Origin of the sequence: Adhaeribacter pallidiroseus, assembly GCF_003340495.1 — a bacterium.
Taxonomy (GTDB): Bacteria; Bacteroidota; Bacteroidia; order Cytophagales; family Hymenobacteraceae; genus Adhaeribacter; species Adhaeribacter pallidiroseus.
The window spans coordinates 4,256,220-4,275,771 of sequence record NZ_QASA01000001.1 but is presented as its reverse complement, the minus strand read 5'-3'; the positions used below and the strand labels follow the sequence as shown (position 1 = coordinate 4,275,771).

Here is a 19,552-nt window from a genome sequence, read left to right as displayed (position 1 = left end):
CCGGCTTTCGGGAAATAGAAAAATTTAAAAAAATTACTTAGCCAGCAGTACTTTCTGGTGTTGTACTTTGCCGGCAGTTTGCAGGCGGAGGAAGTATAAGCCAGCAGCCTGGTTTTTAGCCTGCCATACTACTGTGTACGGCTGCTTCGCTTGCGCCTGACCTTGAAACAAAGTAGCTACTTGCCGGCCCTGGCTATCGTGCACTTGCAAACTCACGGGTTGGGTAGTTTCTACCGAGAAGCGGACGGTTGCTTTCTCCCGGAACGGATTGGGGTAAGCCACGAAGTTGGTTGCTAAAGTATCTAGAGCAGTTCTCTGAATAGCAGTTTCCGCACGAGCCGCTACAGCAGCGGCTTTTTCGGTGGCGAGTGGTTCGGTGCCAATCGTAGTATGAATGAGCCAGTAATCACTCTGGCCCTGGCTGGGCTGGGTACGATCGCCGCTTACCCCGGACTCGGAACGACCGGCTAACAGGAATTGGTTTTCACCGGTTTGCACTACAGCGCGTAGTTCATCAGATTCGCTGCCGCCCAGGCGCTGGTCGGCCAGCTTTCTGCCGTAAATATCAACGCGCACTACCCAGTAATCCGCACCGCCTTGACTCTCCTGACTTTTGTCGCCGCTCTTGCCGGAGTACGAGGTACCGCCCAGCATAAATCCATCTTCTAAGTAATCCTGATCATAGACATAGCTTAAAGAACGCAACTCCTCCCGACCACTGCCGCCGTAGGTGTAATCCCCTCTTATGCTGCCTAAACTCTCTTCTATCTCTCCTGCTGCATCTATTACTACTAACCAGTAATCGGTGCCACCTTTGCTGGGTTGACTTTTGTCGCCACTCTTCGGAGAATCGCTGTTTCCGGCTAATCTAATGCCAGCACTCGTTAAACTATTACTACCAAAAGCAAAGAACTTATCCTGGCCTGTACCGCCATAACGCTTATCCCACACTTTCTGACCCGTACTGTCCACGCGGATAATCCAGTAGTCGTGGCCCCCCCGGCTTGCCTGGCTTTTGTCGCCATTTAGACCGGAGTTAGAACTGCCCCCTAAAAATAAACCTCCGTCCGGTTGATAGCCCGTATCGGGCACCAAACTGCTGGTGAACGCTACATCTTGCAGGTAATCATCGGCGGAGCCGCCGTAAGTTTTATCCCATTGTTTTTCTCCATTCGCGTCAATCTGCACGATCCAATAATCCATGCCGCCTTTGCTCAGCTGGCTCTTATCGCCGCTAGCGGGCGAATTGCTGTAACCGGCCAACAGGTAACCACCCGAAGGCAGTTGTTTGATTTGCCGGAGTTCATCGTAACCCGAGCCGCCGTAACGTTTATCCCACAGTTTATTGCCGTTCTTATCCAGCCGGATTACCCAGTAATCCCGGTTACCCTGGCTGTTCTGAGTTTTATCGCCCCCGATACCCGAGTCTGAGCTCCCAGCAAGTAAATAGCCGCCATCACTGGTTTGAATAACTTGGTTAAGAAAGTCGTGCCGCGGTCCACCGAAACGTTTGTCCCAGAGCTTTTTACCTTGTTGGTCGGTTTTCAACAGCCAGTAATCTTCCAGGCCAATGCGCGACTGCGTTTTGTCGCCGTTCTTCGGCGAGCGGGAATAACCGGCGGCTACGTACCCGCCGTCAAAAGTGCGGATGGTAGAAGTTAGTTTATCGTGCCAGCTGCCCCCGTAGCGATAGTTCCAGCTAGTATCTGTTACCGGCGGCATGTCGGCTTCTTTAATTTTCAATATCCAATAATCAAAATCACCCTTACTGGTTTCGCTTTTAACGGCATTTTGGTTTGAATTAGAATACCCACCTAGCAAGTAACTACCATCCGCAGTGGCGAGTAAAGCAGTTAAGTAGTTCTCACTAGCATTGTACTTCCCATTCCCGAAAAATTTGGTATACATTTTATTGCCGTCCTTATCCACTTTTTGTAGCCAATAGGAACCGCTGTAAGAATAGTCGCCGTTGGTATTCGCCAGCAAATACCCCCCATCCGGAGTATTTACCATGGACATGGGAAGGTTGGTAGCGTAATCTCCCTGCCCATAGGCATTTGACCAAAGTTGTTCTCCGGCCGGGGTTATTTTAAATACCGAATACACGCCAAAATCATCGTCGTAGGTGTAACCCCCCACCAGGTAGTTGCCATCGGTGGTCGCAAAAATATTAGCTTGGTAGTTATCGTATAAAATACCGTGCGCATACGCCCGATCCCACAGAATCTGTCCGCCTTCATTTATCTTTACTACCCACACATCCGAACGGCCGCCATCTATGGTGTAATAATTGGGCGCGGTTCTATCGCCGCTGCTATTGGAACTGGACTTACCAGCGAGTAAGTAGCCACCGGGGGTATTGATTAGTCCGCCCAGCAATTCTACGGATTTACCCCCGATGGTTTTATCCCATTGTTTTGCCCCTTGGCTATCGAGCTTTAATACCCAAAAGTCGTTGTATACGTAAGGGGTGCCGGTAGTATCGCGGCTGGCTTCAGTTTTATCGCCGTTAATGCCCCCACCCGTATACCCGCCGAGTAAGTAACCTCCATCCGGAGTGATAATTAGGGCCGTAAAGGTATCACTCTGGTCGGTGCCGTAAGTTTTATCCCAAAGCTGGGTACCGCTACTGTCTATTTTTACGACCCAGTAATCTTCTTTCCCTCGGCTAGGTTGGCTTTTAGCACCAGTGTTGCCCGAGGCGGAAGTGCCGCCCAGTAAGAAGCCGCCATCTGGGGTGGCTACAAGAGCCTGTAGGTTATCGTTAGCTGCGCCCCCGTACGTTTTATCCCAGAGTTTGTAGCCGCTACTGTCGAGTTTTACGATCCAGAAGTCGGTGCCCCCCTGACGGGACTGGCTTTTGTCCCAGGTGCTGCTGGAGTTGGAAGTGCCGCCGAGTAAGTAACCCCCATCAGGCGTAGGAATCATGGCGCTTAGTTTATCGGCATGGCTACCACCCAGGGTACGATCCCAGAGGCGGGTATAATCTACATCCACCAGAAACGAGCGAATAACTTCCGGAGCGCCTCTAAATTCGGCATTGCCGGGCTGGGAAGCTTCGATGGTAACCGTACCACCGCCCGTAAGGGTAATTAGGTTGCCTTTAATGGTAGCCGGCCCCGAAATTACCCGAAAGATAACGGGCAATCCGGAACTGGCGGTGGCTTGCAGCGCAAAAGGTTTATCGTAAACAGTTTTAGGAGGAATAGCAGCGAAGGTGATTTTCTGGGGCTTATTACTGCCGGCTTTCAGTTTCACTACCCAGTAATCTGTATTGCCTCTGGAGGCTCCTGTTTTATCACCACTTATACCAGAACCAGAATAGCCTCCCAGAATATAGCCGCCGTCTTGGGTTTGCTCTACCGAGGTTAATATATCATAACCCGTTCCGCCCAGGGTTTGGTCCCATTGTTTTTTACCGGCTCCAGTTAACTTTACAATCCAATAATCAGCTCCTCCTCTTCTATCTTCGGATTTATCTCCACCAATACGAGAATCCGAACTACCCCCCAGAATATACCCCCCATCATTGGTGAGTTGAATGGAGGTTAATGCATCAGAATTACTCCCCCCAAAGGTTTTGTCCCAATCTTTAGTCCCATCAGCTTTTAGCTTTAAAATCCAGTAGTCCGAGTTAGAAGTATTTCCTTTACGACCATGTGATTTATCCCCACTACTATCAGATCTTGATTCCCCGCCTACAATGTAGCCCTCATCCTGGGTTTGTTGTAGTGCCGTTAAATAGTCGTCACTGCTGCCGCCAAATGTTTGGTCCCATTGTTTTACACCGGCCGCAGTTAACTTTACTATCCAATAATCATTACCTCCTCGGCTATCTTCGGATTTATCACTGCTGCTATTGGATCCAGAAGTGCCTCCCAGAATATAGCCCCCATCCGGGGTTTGTTGTAATGCTCTTAACCGGTCGTAATCGCTGCCACCAATAATCTTGTCCCATTGCTTTTTACCCGCCGCATCTAACTTAACAATCCAGTAATCATCGCTACCTTTGCTACCTTCGGATTTATCGCCGCTTTTAGCCGAATAAGAAGAACCGCCCAGGATATACCCCCCATCGTGGGTTTGTTGTACAGAAACCAGTAAATCAGTAAAGTTCCCACCTAAGGTTTTATCCCACATTTTTTGACCATTCGGATTTAGTTTGATTATCCAATAATCTGCTTCCCCCTGACTTTTTTCCGATTTATCCCCGCTGACGTTGGATCTGGAAGATCCCCCCAAAATATAACCCCCATCACTCGTTTGCTGTAGTGCCATGAGATGATCGTAATCGTTGCCACCAAAGGTTCGGTCCCATTGTTTTTTCCCTGTAGAGTCGAGCTTAACAATCCAATAATCTAGATTGCCTCTGCTATTTTCGAATTTGTCGCCGCCTTTACCGGAATAAGAAGTGCCCCCTAAGATATAGCCGCCGTCGCTGGTTTGCTGCGTAATAGTTAATTGATCCTCCTGGCTCCCGCCAATGGTTTGTTGCCATTCAATGGTTTGCGCTTGGGCTAAGAAAGAAAGACTTAACCAGAGGGCAAGGAAGAGCGCTAGGCTGGCCCATTTTTTAAAAAAAAGCCATGCTGGAAGAAAAAGAGTAAAGGAAGTAAAACGTGTTCTCATAAAAGGGGAGAGGTAAAAGGAGTTTTAAGGGTATGGTGTACGCAACAACCAGGGCTGGTCTTTTATAGAAATACAACAACCGTTAGTTGCTATTTACGGAAGAATATATACCAGTTTTACAATAATATGGTTATATACTACAACAAACAATACCTAGGTTTAGGTATTTTCAGGTAGTTAAACGGGTTATGAAAGGGTGCTGTTCCGGCTGAGGGGAGCTGTTTTTTAAATTTTAACTATTTTCGGAGCATGGCTTCGATTAAGTTTCCCCGATTTAAATACAACTTTTTGCCAGTTGCATTCTCTTCTCAGGGAAGGTTTAAAGCCGGCCCGAGATGCCCGGGGCTGGCCTGGGGAAATAGAAAAATTTAAAAAAACTTACCGGGTTAAGAGCAGTTTCTGCGTGTTTTGCCCCGTAGGAGTTTGCAGTTGCAGCAGGTACATACCGCTAGCTTGCTTACCCGCCTGCCATTCTAGTTGGTACGTTTGGTTGGCTTGCGCTTTATCCTGGAACAAAGTAGTAACGGCTCTCCCATGGCCATCGAGTATTTTAACAGTAGCCGGTTGGGTTTCCGGAAGGATAAAGTTGATCGTTACTTTCTCCCGGAAAGGATTGGGGTAAGCTTGTAGCGGATGGTGTTTATCCAGAACAATGGTTTCTTCTACCCTGCTGGTTTGCCGGCTGGCTGCTAAATTGCGGGCTATCGGCGCTACTTTTACCAACCAGAAATCGGTGCTTTCGCCGCCGAGGTAAAATTCGGAGTAGCTGTAATTGCCTTCGCTCTTGTCGCCGCTCTGACCAGAATCGGAAAAGCCACCCAGCAAAAAGCCACCGTCGCGGGTTTGCAAAACGGCGCGCAGTTCTTCGTTGCCGGTGCCGCCAAACCGCTGGTCGTATACTGGGTTGCCGGCATCGTCTACGGCTACTACCCAATAGTCGCTGCCACCCCGGCTGCTTTGCGTTTTGTCGCCGCTCATTTCGGAATAAGAGGTACCGGCTATTACGTACAAACCTTGGTTAGTGAAAGTGCTGGCCCGCAGGTCATCGTCGTCGCTGCCGCCAAAGGTTTTATCCCAAAGTTTGGTGCCGGTGGCATTTATTTTTAAAATCCAGTAATCATTACCGCCTTTACCGGCCTGCGTTTTATCGCCGCTTTTGCCCGAACGGCTGGTACCGGCCAGAAAATAGCTATTGCCCCGGCGGCTAAGCGAAAATAACTGATCGGCGCCGCTGCCCCCGTAGGCTTTATCCCACAGCACGTTGCCGGCCGCATCGGTGTTTACCAGCCAATAATCGGTGCTGCCTTGGTTGGCCTGGGTTTTGTCGCCGCTTTTACCCGACTGGGAAGTGCCAGCCAGTAAAAAGCCGCCTTGCTCGGTAACCACAAAACTGCCTAAGGTTTCGTTGGCACTGCCGCCGTAGCGTTTGTCCCAGATTTTATTCCCGTTTTTTGAAATTTTTAGTAACCAGTAATCGGTGCCCCCCTGAGTGCTCTGGCTTTTATCGCCGCTGGTGGAGGAATTGCTGGTGCCGCCGAGCACGTACTCGCCGGTGGGGAGTTGTACTACTTTCCGCAGATCATCGGAGCCACTGCCGCCGAAACGTTTATCCCATTGCTTGTTACCCAACGTATCTAATTTTATCAGCCAGTAATCTTGCTTGCCCTGGCTCGCCTGGGTTTTGTTTTTGCTGATACCCGAAAGCGAAGTACCGGCCAGAAGGTAACCTCCGTCCTGGGTTTGAATCACCCGGTTCAGGTAATCGTTCGCGGTGCCCCCAATGGTGGTGGTATACTGGTATTCGCCAGCTTTATTAACTTTGGCCAGATAATAATCAATTTTACCCCCAAAATACTCATCGATGGAGAATGTTGTGCCCGCCGCCAGGTAACCACCGTCCCGGGTCCGGATTACATCCATTAATTGTTCCCCGTTTTCCCAGCCAATGGTATAATCCCAGGCCAGCACTCCCGGATCGGGTACTTCGGTGGAACTTACCTGTACCAACCAGTAATCGGTACCACCCAGACTAGCCCCTTTTTTATCAGCACCTGGTTCGGACTCGGAATAACCCGCGAGCAAAAAGTTTCCGTCCGGAGTTTTAACTGCTGCCGATAAATAATCTAAGTAACTGCCAGTAATAGTCCGGTCGGTTAATTTTTTGCCTTGCTCGTTTATATTAATTATCCAGAAATCTTCGATAATGGAAGTTTCGGTTTTATCCCGGCCTTTGCCGAGGTCGGAAGTGCCCGCCAGTAAATAGCCGCCAGTGGGCGCGGCTACGATGGCGCTTAACCAAGAACTACCATACGATTCGCCCCCGTAGGTATTATCCCAAACTTTTTCGCCCTGGCTGTTTATTTTTAGTACCCAGTAATCCGGAGCCTCGTACCGGGGTTCAATGTTATCTTCTGATTTTTCAAAACCTTTAACGGCGCTGGAAGAACCACCCACCAGATAGCCGCCGTCAGGGGTAGGTACCAGAGCGCTCAGGTAAGAATTAGCCGATTCAATGAAATCTCCTTTTACATACCGGTCGGCCACCTTACTACCGCCGTACGTTTTATCCCAAACAATAGTGCCCTGCTCGTTAATCCGGATAACCCAGTAATCCGTTAAAGATCGGGCAGGCTGGCTTTTATCGCCGGAAACCTCCGAGGCCGAACTGCCGCCCACCAGAAATCCGCCGGCCGGGCTGGCCAGCAAGGCTGCTAGTTTATCGGTTTTACTGCCCCCATAGGTTTTATCCCAAAGCTTGTTACCCGCGTGGTCCACTTCCAGAACCCAGTAATCCATTAGGCCTTTACTGGCCTGGCTTTTATCCGGAGAGGTGCCCGAAGCAGAACTGCCGCCGAGTAAGTAACCTTTTGGGGTAACGATAATGGCCGCGAGCTGATCCGTTTCACGGCCGCCATAAGTTTTATCCCACACTTTCTCGCCGGTGGCATTTATTTTTAAAATCCAGTAATCAGATTTGCCTTTACCAGCCTGGCTTTTATCACCGGTTTGGCCCGATACCGAAGAGCCCCCGAGTAAGTAACCTCCGTCGGGGGTAGCTACCAGCGCCGTGAGTTTATCCTGGTCTTTACCGCCGTACGTTTTATCCCAGAGTTTCTGGCCGGCTTTGTTTATTTTTACGATCCAGTAGTCGGTGCTGCCTTGGGCGTTCTGGCTTTTGCTGCCGCTAGCTCCTGAATTAGAAGTGCCGCCGAGCAGGTAACCGCCGTCCGGGGTAGCAATTACACTGGCCAGCGTATCGGCCTGGCTGCCCCCGAAAGTATAATCGGCTTGCCGGCCGTTCAGGGTGGCGGTAAAAGTCTGAATAGTTTCGGTGGGATTATACGTTGCGTTGCCGGGTTGGAGCGCGGCTATTCTTACCGGACCGGGACCAGTTAAGGTAAGCTGGTTGCCCTGGATAGTGGCCGCTCCCGACCGTACTTCAAAGCTGACCGGTAACCCGGAGTTAGCTTTCGCCGAAAGGGTTATCGGAGCCTTTGCTAATACCTGGTTATAAAGCGGCGGAAAGGAAATAGCTTGATTTTTTTTAAATTTATCGTCTATTTTCACCAGCCAGATATCGGTATTTCCTTTGCTATTCTGCGATTTATTGCCGCTTTTTTGTGAATCCGAAGAACCACCTAATAAAAAGTTACCATCCGGCGTTTGTTGCAAATCCCATAATATATCGCGTTTACTGCCGCCAATTGTTTTATCCGCAATAAATTTACCCGTAGCGCTTAATTTTACAACCCAGAAGTCGGCCGTGCCTTCTCCACCAATTTGGGATTGCGATTTATCATCACTTTTGGCCGACTCCGAAATTCCGCCTACCAGGTAACTGCCATCTTGGGTTTGGCGCAGCGTTGTTAATTGGTCCGCTTCATCTCCCCCCAGGGTTTTATCCCATTGTTTGGTACCCTCGGCATCTACTTTTATCACCCAATAATCCTGCACAAAGGAATCAATGCTTTTATTTTCTTCTGATTTATCGCCCGAAATACCCGAAGTAGACCAGCCGCCCAGAATGTAACCGCCATCCTGCGTGGGCTGCAAAGTAGCCAGATTGTCGCCGTCGCTGCCGCCGTAAGCTTTTTCCCATATTTTAGTGCCATCGGGTTTTATTTTAATTAGCCAATAATCTTCCTGGCCTTTGCCGGGAGCTGTTTTATTGCCATTAACTTTCGAATCCGAATCGCCGGCCAAAATAAAATTACCATCGGGGGTAGCCGTAATAGCTCGAAACCTTTCGAAAAGTTTTCCCCCGAACGTTTTCTCCCAAACCTTGTTACCGGCGGCATCTAGCTTTAACACCCAGAAATCGGTATAACCGAAACTGGGTAAAGTTTTATCGCCGCTAACGTTCGAATAGGTATCGCCGCCTACCAGGTAACCGCCATCGGGGGTTTGTTGGATAGCAACTAATTGATCGGTCTGGCTGCCGCCGTAGGTTTTGTCCCATTGCTTTTTCCCTTGGGCATCTATTTTTATCATCCAATAATCCGATTGCCCGCGTGATTTTTCGCTTTTATCGCCGGTATTGCCGGAACCGGAAGTGCCGCCCAGAATGTAACCGCCATCCTGCGTTTGCTGGATAGATCGTAAACCGTCGCCGCCATGGCCCCCGTACGTTTTATCCCAGGCTTTGGTGCCATCGGCATGGTACTTTATTATCCAGTAATCGGTTTCGCCCCGCCGCGGGTCTGTTTTATCCCCCGAAACGGGCGAGTTAGAGGTTCCGCCCAGAATATACCCGCCATCGCGGGTTAACCGGATAGTACTCAGGTACTCGGAACCTGGTCCGCCCAGGGTTTTCTCCCACAGAATATTTTGCGCCGAAGCCAGGTAAACCAGGTTAAAATTTAAAAAAAAGAAAATTACCCAACTACCCGGGCGGTTGGATCTGAAAGGTAAAAGCAAGTGGGTAAGAAGTAGTTTTCTCATAGTATATTTTTTAAAAAAACGGCAGGTAAACGACTGACCAAAATGTTTGGGGCCGGTAGCAGGTTAACGGGTGGGTTAAAATTCCCTATAAATCAGATAAATATAGCGGTTCGCTAAGCCCAGCACAATACCTAAGTTTAGGTATTTATGCCTCTGCCGGGTAAAAATTTTAAAGGAGATTAATTTAAAAATAGATAGGACCCCTGCATAGAAAAGCCGGTCCGAGGTGTCCGGGCCGGCTTTAAACAAAGTAAGATTTTAAAAAAATTACCTGGTTAAGAGTAGTTTCTGGGTATTTTGCTCCGTAGGGGTTTGCAGTTGCAGCAAGTACATGCCACTGGCTTGTTTACCGGCTTGCCACTCTACCTGATAGGTTTGGTTGGCTTTGGCTTCCTGCTGGAACAAAGTATTAATTTCCCGGCCCTGGCTGTCGAGTACCCGCACGGTAGCCGCTTGCGTTTCGGGTAAAGTAAAAATTACGATTACTTTATCCTGAAAAGGATTGGGGTAAGCTTTTACGGTAGTTAGTTCTGCAACGGGTTCTTCTACCAAGTTAGCTTCGCGGCTGGCTACTGCTGGGCTAGTGTGAGGAGCCACTTTCACGAGCCAGTAATCGGTACCGCCCTGGCTGGGCTGCGTACGATCACCACTTACCCCCGAGTCGGATCGGCCGCCCAGCACAAAGCCGCCGTCGGGGGTGCGTTGCAAGTAGCGTAGCTCTTCTGTACCGCTGCCGCCGTAACGCTGGTCGTAGTACTTGTTGCCAAAAGCATCGCTATGGACTATCCAGTAATCACCCTGGCCTTTGCTGGCCTGGCTTATATCGCCGCTCTGGCCCGAAGAGGAAGTACCCGCTAGCAAGTAATCGCCGTTTGAGGTTTGGATTACGGAGCGCAACTCCTCGTCCTGATCCCCGCCGTAAGTTAAGTCGCGTACCAGGTTGCCATTGCGGTGCAGTTGCACCAGCCAGAAATCTTTACCGCCCTGTCTGGCCTGCGTTTTGTTGCCGCCAATGCCCGAAGTACTCGTACCGCCCACAAAATAGTCGCCGGCGTAGGTAGCTTGCTCGCTCTCAAATTGATTAAGTCCCATGGAGTATAATTCTTCGTCGCCGGCCCCGCCGAAGCGCTTATCCCAGATCTTATTTCCGCGAATATCGAGTCGCACCAGCCAAAAGTCGCTACCGCCTTGGCTGGGCTGGGTTTTATCGCCGCTTACGCCCGAGCGCGAAGAACCGCCCAGCAGCAAGCCCCCGTCGGGTAGCACGCTAAAGCTACCCAGGATTTCATCCTGAGCCCCGCCGTATCGTTTATCCCACAACTTGGTGCCCGTGTAACTGAGTTTTACGACCCAATAATCGGTGCCACCCTGGCTGCTTTCGCTTTTATCACCACTCTGTGGGGAACGGCTGTAACCGCCCAGTAGGTATTGCCCGGTGCTAAGTTGGGCTACTTTCTTGAGTTCATCGTAACCGCTACCGCCAAAGGTTTTATCCCATTCTATATTCCCCTGGGCATTGGTTTTCACGATCCAGTAATCCCGGTCGCCACGGCTGCCGGCACTCTTATCGCCACTTTTCTCCGATAGGGACGAACCCGCCAGCAAGTAGCCCCCATCCTGGGTTTGAATGACGTGGTTCAGGTAATCGTGGTTGCTGCCGCCGTAGCGTTTATCCCAAAGTTTTTGCCCGTTTTTGTCGGTTTTCACAATCCAGTAGTCGTTTTTTTCTCGGCCAGGTTGGGTTTTATCGCCGCTTAGCCCGGAGTTGGTGTAACCCCCGGCTAAGTACCCGCCATCTTTCGTCCGGATCATCGCGGTAAAATTATCCGTGCTTTTTCCACCGTAACGCCTATTCCACTGTGCGGTAAGCAATTGTTCTTCGCTTATTTTTACGATCCAGTAATCTTCTTGTCCTTTACCAGCTTCCGATTTGTCGTTGCTCTGGTTAGAGTTAGAAGTTCCCCCCAGGATGTAGCCACCATCCTGCGTATTTTGGATAACAGCCAAATGATCGGCATCATCTCCCCCGAAAATTTTGTCCCATTCCTTTGTGCCGTTCGCTTTAATTTTTACCAGCCAAAAGTCAGAACTGCCGCGGCTAGGTTCTGACTTATCCCCGCCGGCATCAGAGGCAGAAGATCCTCCCAGCAAGTAGCCGCCATCGGGAGTTAGCTGGATAGAACTTAAATAATCATTCCCACTACCGCCAATAGTCGTCTCCCATTCCATTTTTCCCTGAGCATTCAACCGCACTACTCTATAATCATTCAGAACCTGGAAACCATTGTTTTTACCGCCTAGTATATAGCCGCCATCGGGAGTTTGTTGCAGGGCCGTTAACGCTTCATCACTCTCCCCGCCAATGGTTTTATCCCATTCTTTGGTGCCATTGGCGCGTATTTTTATTATCCAATAATCACTTGGGCAACCATATAAGTTTTGGCATTTTTTACCTTTTGATGCTTCGCTCTTATCTCCACTTTGGTTAGAATTAGAGTTACCGCCCAGAATATACCCGCCATCAGGGGTTTGCTTGATTGCTACCAGCTCATCATTCTTATCTCCCCCAAAGGTTTTATCCCATTCTTTCTTACCATCGGCATCTACTTTAATTACCCAATAATCTTTGTCGCAATAAGGTGCATCAGAACAAGCATTACGACGGTCCTCGCTTTTATCTCCACTTTGGTTAGAATTAGAGTTACCGCCCAAGATGTAGCCGCCATCTGTGGTTTGTTGGAGAGTAGTTAATAGATTATTACCATTGGCCTTATAAACTTTATCCCAAGCAGTGGTGCCGTCCGGATTTAATTTTATCAGCCAGTAATCAAGAATACAAGGAACTCCGTCTTCATAAGCACAGGAATAACTCTTGTCTTCCTGGCTACGGCCTATGATATACCCTCCGTCTTTCGTCTGTTGTACAGTGGCAAAATATTCCGGTCCGTTAGCATTAGAATCAATAAAAGTTTTATCCCATTCTTTGCTGCCATCAGCCTTTAGTTTTACTACCCAAAAGCTACCATAACCGTTACTATATGCGGTCTTATCGCCACTAATACCCGAATTAGAATCCCCCCCCAAGATATAGCCGCCATCACTCGTTTGCTGTACTACAATTAACTGATCAGAATACTCTCCGCCCAAGGTTTTATCCCATTCTTTTTTTACCACGGGTGCTGACCCCACCACAAAGGTTTGCGTAGCTTCGGTGGATTGGTAAGTGGCATTACCGGGTTGGCGAGCTTTTACGATAACAGTACCCCGGCCAGTAAGAGTGATGAGATGGCCTTTTACGGTAGCCGGGCCTGACACTACACTAAAGGTAATGGGCAAACCCGATGTGGCAGTAGCCTGCAATTTAAAAGGCACGGCTCCCAAAATCTGGAAAGAAATAGGAGCAAAAGTAACGTATTGACTAACGTTGGTATTGCTATTATCTAATTTTACGACCCAGTAATCATTACTAAACGATGCTCCTCTATTGGGTTCCGATTTATCGCCGCTTATGCCGGCGTAAGATCTTCCTCCCAAAATAAAGTCGCCTTGAGTAGTTTGGTGCAGCGACATAAACTCATCATTATCATTGCTGCCAATCGTTTTATCCCATACTTTTGTTCCATCAGGCTTTAGCTTTACAATCCAGAAATCAATCCCCCCCTTCGAGGCTTCGGTTTTATCGCTACCAGTTTCCGATTCCGAGTCGCCGCCCAGAATGTAACCGCCATCTTTGGTTTGCCGGAGTGATTTTAACCGGTCGCTACTCGCGCTGCCCAGGGTTTTATCCCATTCTTTGCTACCATCGGCCTTTAACTTTACTACCCAATAATCTGCATAAACATTGCCGTCTTTGCTGGTTTCGGTTTTGTCCTCACCAATGCCGGAAGCAGAAGAACCGCCCAGAATATAGCCGCCATCGGGAGTTTGCTGCAATGCGCCTAAACCATCATCATGCATGCCTCCTATGGTTTTATCCCAAATTTTGCTGCCATCGGCCTTTAACTTGACGATCCAATAATCGTTGCCACCCTTACAAGCTTCGGTTTTATTACCGCTAATTCCGGAATCGGAAGTGCCTCCTACAATATACCCGCCATCTGGGGTTTGCTGCAAGGAAGCTAAGCGTTCGTCCCACGTGCCCCCAAAAGTTTTATCCCATTCTTTCGTGCCATCGGCTTTTAACTTTACTACCCAATAATCGACAGAACAATAAAATTCATCGCAATTTCCTTGGTTAGCCGTTGATTTATCGCCGCTTTTACCCGACTCCGAATAACCACCCAAGAGATAGCCGCCATCGCTGGTTTGCTGCACCGAGACCAGCACATCATAAGCCTTGCCGCCAATGGTTTTATCCCAGTCCTTGTTGCCTTTTGCATCTATTTTTACGAGCCAATAATCGTAGCTACCTTTACTGTTCTGCGTTTTATCCCCGCTTTTACCCGACCCAGAATAGCCGCCCAGAATGTAGCCGCCATCTTTGGTTTGTTGGAGAGAGGTTAATTCATCGTTTTCTTTTCCGCCGTAGGCTTTATCCCATTCTTTGGTACCATCGGCTTTTAATTTAATTATCCAATAATCATGTTGACCTTTGCTGGCCGCTGATTTGTCGCCGCTCATGCCGGAAGATGAAAAACCACCCACGATAGATCCGCCATCGGTGGTTTGTTGCACTACCGTTAAGTGATCAGTCGATGCTCCGCCTAAGGTCTTATCCCATAGCTTATTTTGAGCAAAAACTCTGGTTGCTAATCCGGCATATAAAACTAGAATGATGCCGATAAAGCGCCACTCGGAAGCCGTTACCCGGAGATTTTGAACTTGCCAGAAATAATATGAAGATATTTTCATCAAGGTAAGATTTCGTTTTGATTCCGGTATGAATGCTTCATACAAGTTGTTGATCAGAGAAACTGAGGTAATCAGGTAGGTTTCTCGCTGCTGAAAAGATAACAGGCGAGGATACAGAACGTTGTAAATTAATATTCTATCCTAAAGTAAATTATTTCCGGATAAAATTTAAAAAATATTACTAGAGTTAAGTTTTTACAGCAGATGATATATAGAAATTATCCGGTAGGAATGCGTATCTGGCTGATGTTTAAACTCGGGTAGTTTTACGGGTTTAGGCTTAAAAAAAAACGAAAACCGACAGGATTAGCTCCTGCCGGTTTTGGGGAAAGGCAAAAATTTAAAAAATTACCTGGTTAAGAGTATTTTTTGGGTTTTTTGCTGGGTAGGGGTTTGTAATTGCAGCAAGTACATGCCAGTTGCTTGTTTACCCGCTTGCCACTCTACCTGATAGGTTTGGTTGGCTTTGGCTTCCTGCTGGAATAAAGTTTTAATTTCCCTGCCTTGGCTATCGAGTACCCGCACGGTAACCGCTTGGGTTTCGGGTAAAGTAAAGCTTATAGTTACTTTCTCCTGGAACGGATTAGGATAAGCAGTTAAATTTTGTTCTAGTTTTAAAACTACTGAAGCAGAAGAATCTATAGTAGTTTCTGAAAGAGCTATTAAAGCAGCAGCTTTTTCGGTAGCGAGTGGTTCAATGCCGAGGGTAGTCTGAATAAGCCAGTAATCCATTTGGCCCTGGCTGGGCTGGGTCCGGTTGCCGCTTACCCCGGACTCCGATCGGCCGGCCAGCAAAAACTCATTCTCGCCCGTGCGAACCACGCTCCGCAGTTCGTCTAAGCCGTTGCCCCCCAGGCGTTGGTCGCTGAGCGGTCGGCCTGTTGATACATTGATCCGTACTATCCAGTAATCAGTGCCGCCCCGGCTATTCTGACTTACATGGCCACTCTTATCCAAGTGAGTAGTGCCACCCAATAAAAAACCTTCATTTTTACTTAGGTATTCATGATCAGCGATGTAGGTGAGGGAGCGTAATTCTTCCCGCCCTTTACCGCCATAACGCCTATCCCAGATTTTACCAGCACTAATTCTATCGGCATTAGCGTCTATTCGGATGTACAACGCCCAAAAATCGGTCTGGCCTAAACTACCCTGACTTTTATCACCCCCTTTGGGAGAATCGCTGTGGCCGGCTAATACAAAATCGCTTTCGTTGTAGGCGGTAAGCCCGTAGAGTTCGTCCTGGCCCGACCCACCGAAGCGGAAGTCGGCCAGCTTATTACCAGTGCTGTCTATTTTTACAATCCAGTAATCCCGGCCTCCCCGGCTGGGTTGGGTTTTATCACCGCCCTGTCCGGAATCGGAACTGCCGGCCAGCATAAATCCATTTTCTGAAAAATTCCAATAGCCTTGTTCCGTAATACTAGAGCTATTGATAGTTACTACGTTTTGCAGGTAGTCATTAGCCGAGCCCCCGTAACGTTTATCCCAGCGTTTGTTGCCTTTACTATCAATTTTTATAATCCAGTAATCCAAGCTGCCTCTACTGTCCTGGCTCTTGTCGCCGCTTTGGGGCGAATCGCTGTATCCAACCAGCAGGAAGTCGCCGTTAGAAAGTACCTGCATCTGGCGCAATTCATCGTACCCCGAACCGCCATAGCGTTTATCCCAAAGTTTAGTGCCATTTTCATCCAACCGGACGATCCAGTAATCGCGCCCACCCTGGCTGGCTTGGGTTTTGTCGCCACCAATGCCAGAGTCGGAACTGCCCCCCAGTAAATAGCCGCCATCAATGGTTTGTACCACGGAGTTAAGAAAGTCGTGGCGCGGACCCCCAAATCGTTTATCCCAGAGCTTTTTACCTTGCTTATCGGTTTTTACCAGCCAATAATCTTCGTGCCCGTGGCGCTGTTGCGATTTATCGCCGTTTTTGGCGGAGCGGGAGTAACCTCCCACCAAAAAGCCGTGGTCGAAAGTTGGAATGGTAACCGTGAGTTTATCGTTGAGAGTACCGCCATAGCGGTAGTTCCAGGCAAGCGCGGGTGGTGCCGCATCGGCTTCTTTGAGCCGGTAGATGCGGTAACCATCTTCGCCCAGTAAAAAGCCTTTATCAGCGGTAGGGAGCATAACCCGCAGCGGATACGTACCCCGGCGATGGGAGTAAATCTGATTACCATCGGCATCTAACTTAATTAGATAATTCCGGTCCCGGCCATCTACGTTGCCGGCTAGCTGGTAACCTCCTTCTGGCGTGTTCATCAACAATAAGGGGCTGGTTTGAGCGCCCCCGGTATACTTTTTAGACCACAAAGCCTTACCATCCTGGTTAATTTTAATAAGGGCAAAGTAATTTAGATAATTTGAATTATCTCGTGAGGGGCCACCCACCAGGTAATTACCATCGGTAGTAGCCAGAATACTGGCGATAGAGTGGGCACTGCCGGGTTGCGCATAACTTTTGTCCCAGATAAGCTGTCCATTTTCATGCAGCTTTATCACCCAGTAATCATTTTTGGTTGGCTTGGTAACCGTGCCGTCGTCGTACAGCACCGATGTGGAGTAGCCAGCCAGTACATAGCCATCTGGGGCCGTTAGTATCCCGGTTAGTCTCTCGTAATAGTTTCCGCCGAAGGTTTTATCCCAAATTTTGTTTCCCTTACCGTCTATTTTTACCACCCAGTAGTCGGCAGAATAAGCGACAGAATCGCGGCGGGGATCTGTTTTGTCGCCGGTGTTGCTGCCAGAAGTATAACCTCCCAGCAGAAAGCCGCCGGTAGGCGTAGTAGTTAAACACGTAAACTCATCTTTGGCATCACTGCCAAAAGTTTTATCCCACAGCTTGTTGCCGTTGCGGTCAATTTTTACTACCCAATAATCACTGTGGTAGTCCCAGTAATCATCGTTGGTAACGGTGTCGCGGCGGGCTTCGGTTTTATCCCCGCTTATGCCCGAAGCCGACGAGCCCCCCAGTAAATAGCCGCCATCCGGTGCCGCTACCAGGGCTTTCAGGTAATCGAAACTGCTGCCCCCAAAGCGTTTGTCCCAGAGTTTATGGCCGCTGCTATCTACCTTTACTATCCAATAATCCGATGCTCCTTGGCTGGGTTGGCTCTTATACCAGGCTTTGCCCGAAAAAGTAGAGCCGCCCAGCAGGTAACCCCCTTCCGGAGTAGGTACGATGGCACTGAGTTGGGCGTCTCCTTTAATAGTTCGCTCCCAAAGTTCGGTAAAAGCAATTTCTACGTTAAAAGTACGCGTAACTTTGGGAGCGGCCCGGAAGTTGTCGTCTCCGGGCTGATAGGCTTCAATCGTAACTTGGTCTTGTTTTTTGTTGTTGGTAAGCGTTACTACATTGCCTTTAACCGTAGCGGCTCTGGCAACCACCCGAAACAGCACGGGTAATCCGGAAGTAGCGGTAGCCTGCAGGGTAAACGATTTATCAAAAATAGTTTTATCCGGAATGGGATTGAAAACAATGTTTTGCGTTTTATTACCAGTGGCTTTTAACTTAACTACCCAGTAATCGTTTGTCGGATCACCGTATTCATAAGATCCATTAATAGTTTTGTTGGCTTCGCTCTTATCGCCGCTCTTACCCGATTGCGAAAAGCCGCCCACAATAAAGCCGCCATCATGGGTTTGCTGCAGGGATCTAAGCTCATCGTTTTTATTACCGCCAATGGTTTGATCCCATTGTTTGTTACCAGCCGCATCTACTTTTATAATCCAATAATCGTGATGGTCTCCTTTATTTTCTTCGGATTTATCGCCTTTTTTATCGGATCGCGAAAAGCCGCCCAAGATATAGCCGCCATCATTGATTTGCTGTACCGATCGCAAATCATCCCCGCCGTTTCCCCCGAGGGTTTGGTCCCATTCTTTTTTCCCGGAGGCATCTATTTTTACCAGCCAGTAATCAGTGTCGTAAGAATTATTGGCCGTATTATTTTCGGATTTGTCGCTGCTTTTAGAAGAGAAAGAAGTGCCGCCCAGGATATAGCCGCCATCATTGGTTTGTTGTAAGGAGTATAGTAAATCTTTACTATTACCCCCCAGGGTTTTATCCCACACTTTGTTACCGTTGCCATCCAACTTAACCACCCAATAATCTTCTCCACCTCTACGGGCTTCCGATTTGTCGCCGGTTATACTGGAGCTGGAGTAGCCCCCCAGAATATACCCTGCGTCTTGGGTCTGTTGTAAGGCGGTTATTCTATCCTCACTATTTCCGCCAATGGTTTTATCCCATATTTTAGTACCATCGGCGTTTAATTTTATTATCCAGAAATCTCTACGGCCTTTAGAAACCTCGCTTTTATCGAGGTCATCGGACCAGGAATCACCTCCTAGAATATAGCCGCCGTCCTGGGTTTGTTGTAACGTAGTTAAGTAATCTGTTTCACTTCCTCCTAAAGTTTTATCCCATTGTTTATTGCCATTGCCATCTAATTTTACGACCCAATAATCATTACTATTTCTATTGTTTTCTGATTTATCGCCGCTTCTGTTGGAATTTGAATTGCCACCCAGAATATAACCTCCGTCTTTGGTTTGCTGCATGGAAGTAAGAAAATCGCTGGAACTACCACCAATAGTTTTATCCCATTGCTTATTGCCTTTAGTATCTAACTTTACGATCCAGTAATCATATGAACAGTACCACGGATAACATTCTCCTTTATTAGTTTGGCTCTTGTCGCCATTGTTGCCGGAGGAAGAACCGCCACCCAGAATATAGCCGCCATCTTGGGTTTGCTGAACAATATTAAGATACTCATCTCGGTCTCCACCGAAGGTTTTATCCCATTCAATGGTTTGCGCCTGAACAATGGAAGAAAGGCTTAGCCAAAGCACCAGGAAGGGCATTAAGTTTCGCCATTTTTTAAAAAAAAGTAATTCCGGGAGGGAAAAGGTGAAATAAGTAGCGCGTGTTTTCATACAAAAGAGTAAAATATTTTTAATAGCAGGTAATCCACAACTAAGGGCAGCCGGAAAATGAGATTCAACGGTAATTAGTTGTAGCTTAGAAATATACCGCGCTTACAATATTATGGTTGTATTAGGCAGCAGGCAATACCTAAGTTTAGGTATTTTAATACAGATAGCCGGGCTGATTTTATAACTTTAAAGC

Annotated in this window: 4 protein-coding genes; all 4 read right to left on the bottom strand. The window is 48.2% G+C overall.

The window, feature by feature from the left end:
* Nucleotides 1-33: 33 nt before the first annotated feature.
* The gene (locus tag AHMF7616_RS17035) at nt 34-4,629 is read right to left on the bottom strand and encodes a T9SS type A sorting domain-containing protein (RefSeq protein ID WP_115373976.1); all 4,596 of its coding nucleotides are present in this window, start codon (nt 4,627-4,629) and stop codon (nt 34-36) included.
* Nucleotides 4,630-5,007: 378 nt separating this feature from the next.
* Nucleotides 5,008-9,570, bottom strand: coding sequence for a T9SS type A sorting domain-containing protein (locus AHMF7616_RS17030; RefSeq protein ID WP_115373975.1), 4,563 nt, complete (start codon nt 9,568-9,570; stop codon nt 5,008-5,010).
* Nucleotides 9,571-9,837: 267 nt separating this feature from the next.
* Nucleotides 9,838-14,421 carry a T9SS type A sorting domain-containing protein gene (locus AHMF7616_RS17025; RefSeq protein WP_115373974.1) on the bottom strand — a complete coding sequence of 1,528 codons (4,584 nt, stop codon included), beginning with the start codon at nt 14,419-14,421 and terminating at the stop codon, nt 9,838-9,840.
* A gap of 348 nt (nt 14,422-14,769) precedes the next feature.
* The gene (locus tag AHMF7616_RS17020) at nt 14,770-19,359 is read right to left on the bottom strand and encodes a T9SS type A sorting domain-containing protein (RefSeq protein WP_115373973.1); all 4,590 of its coding nucleotides are present in this window, start codon (nt 19,357-19,359) and stop codon (nt 14,770-14,772) included.
* Between the last annotated feature and the right edge of the window lie 193 nt (nt 19,360-19,552).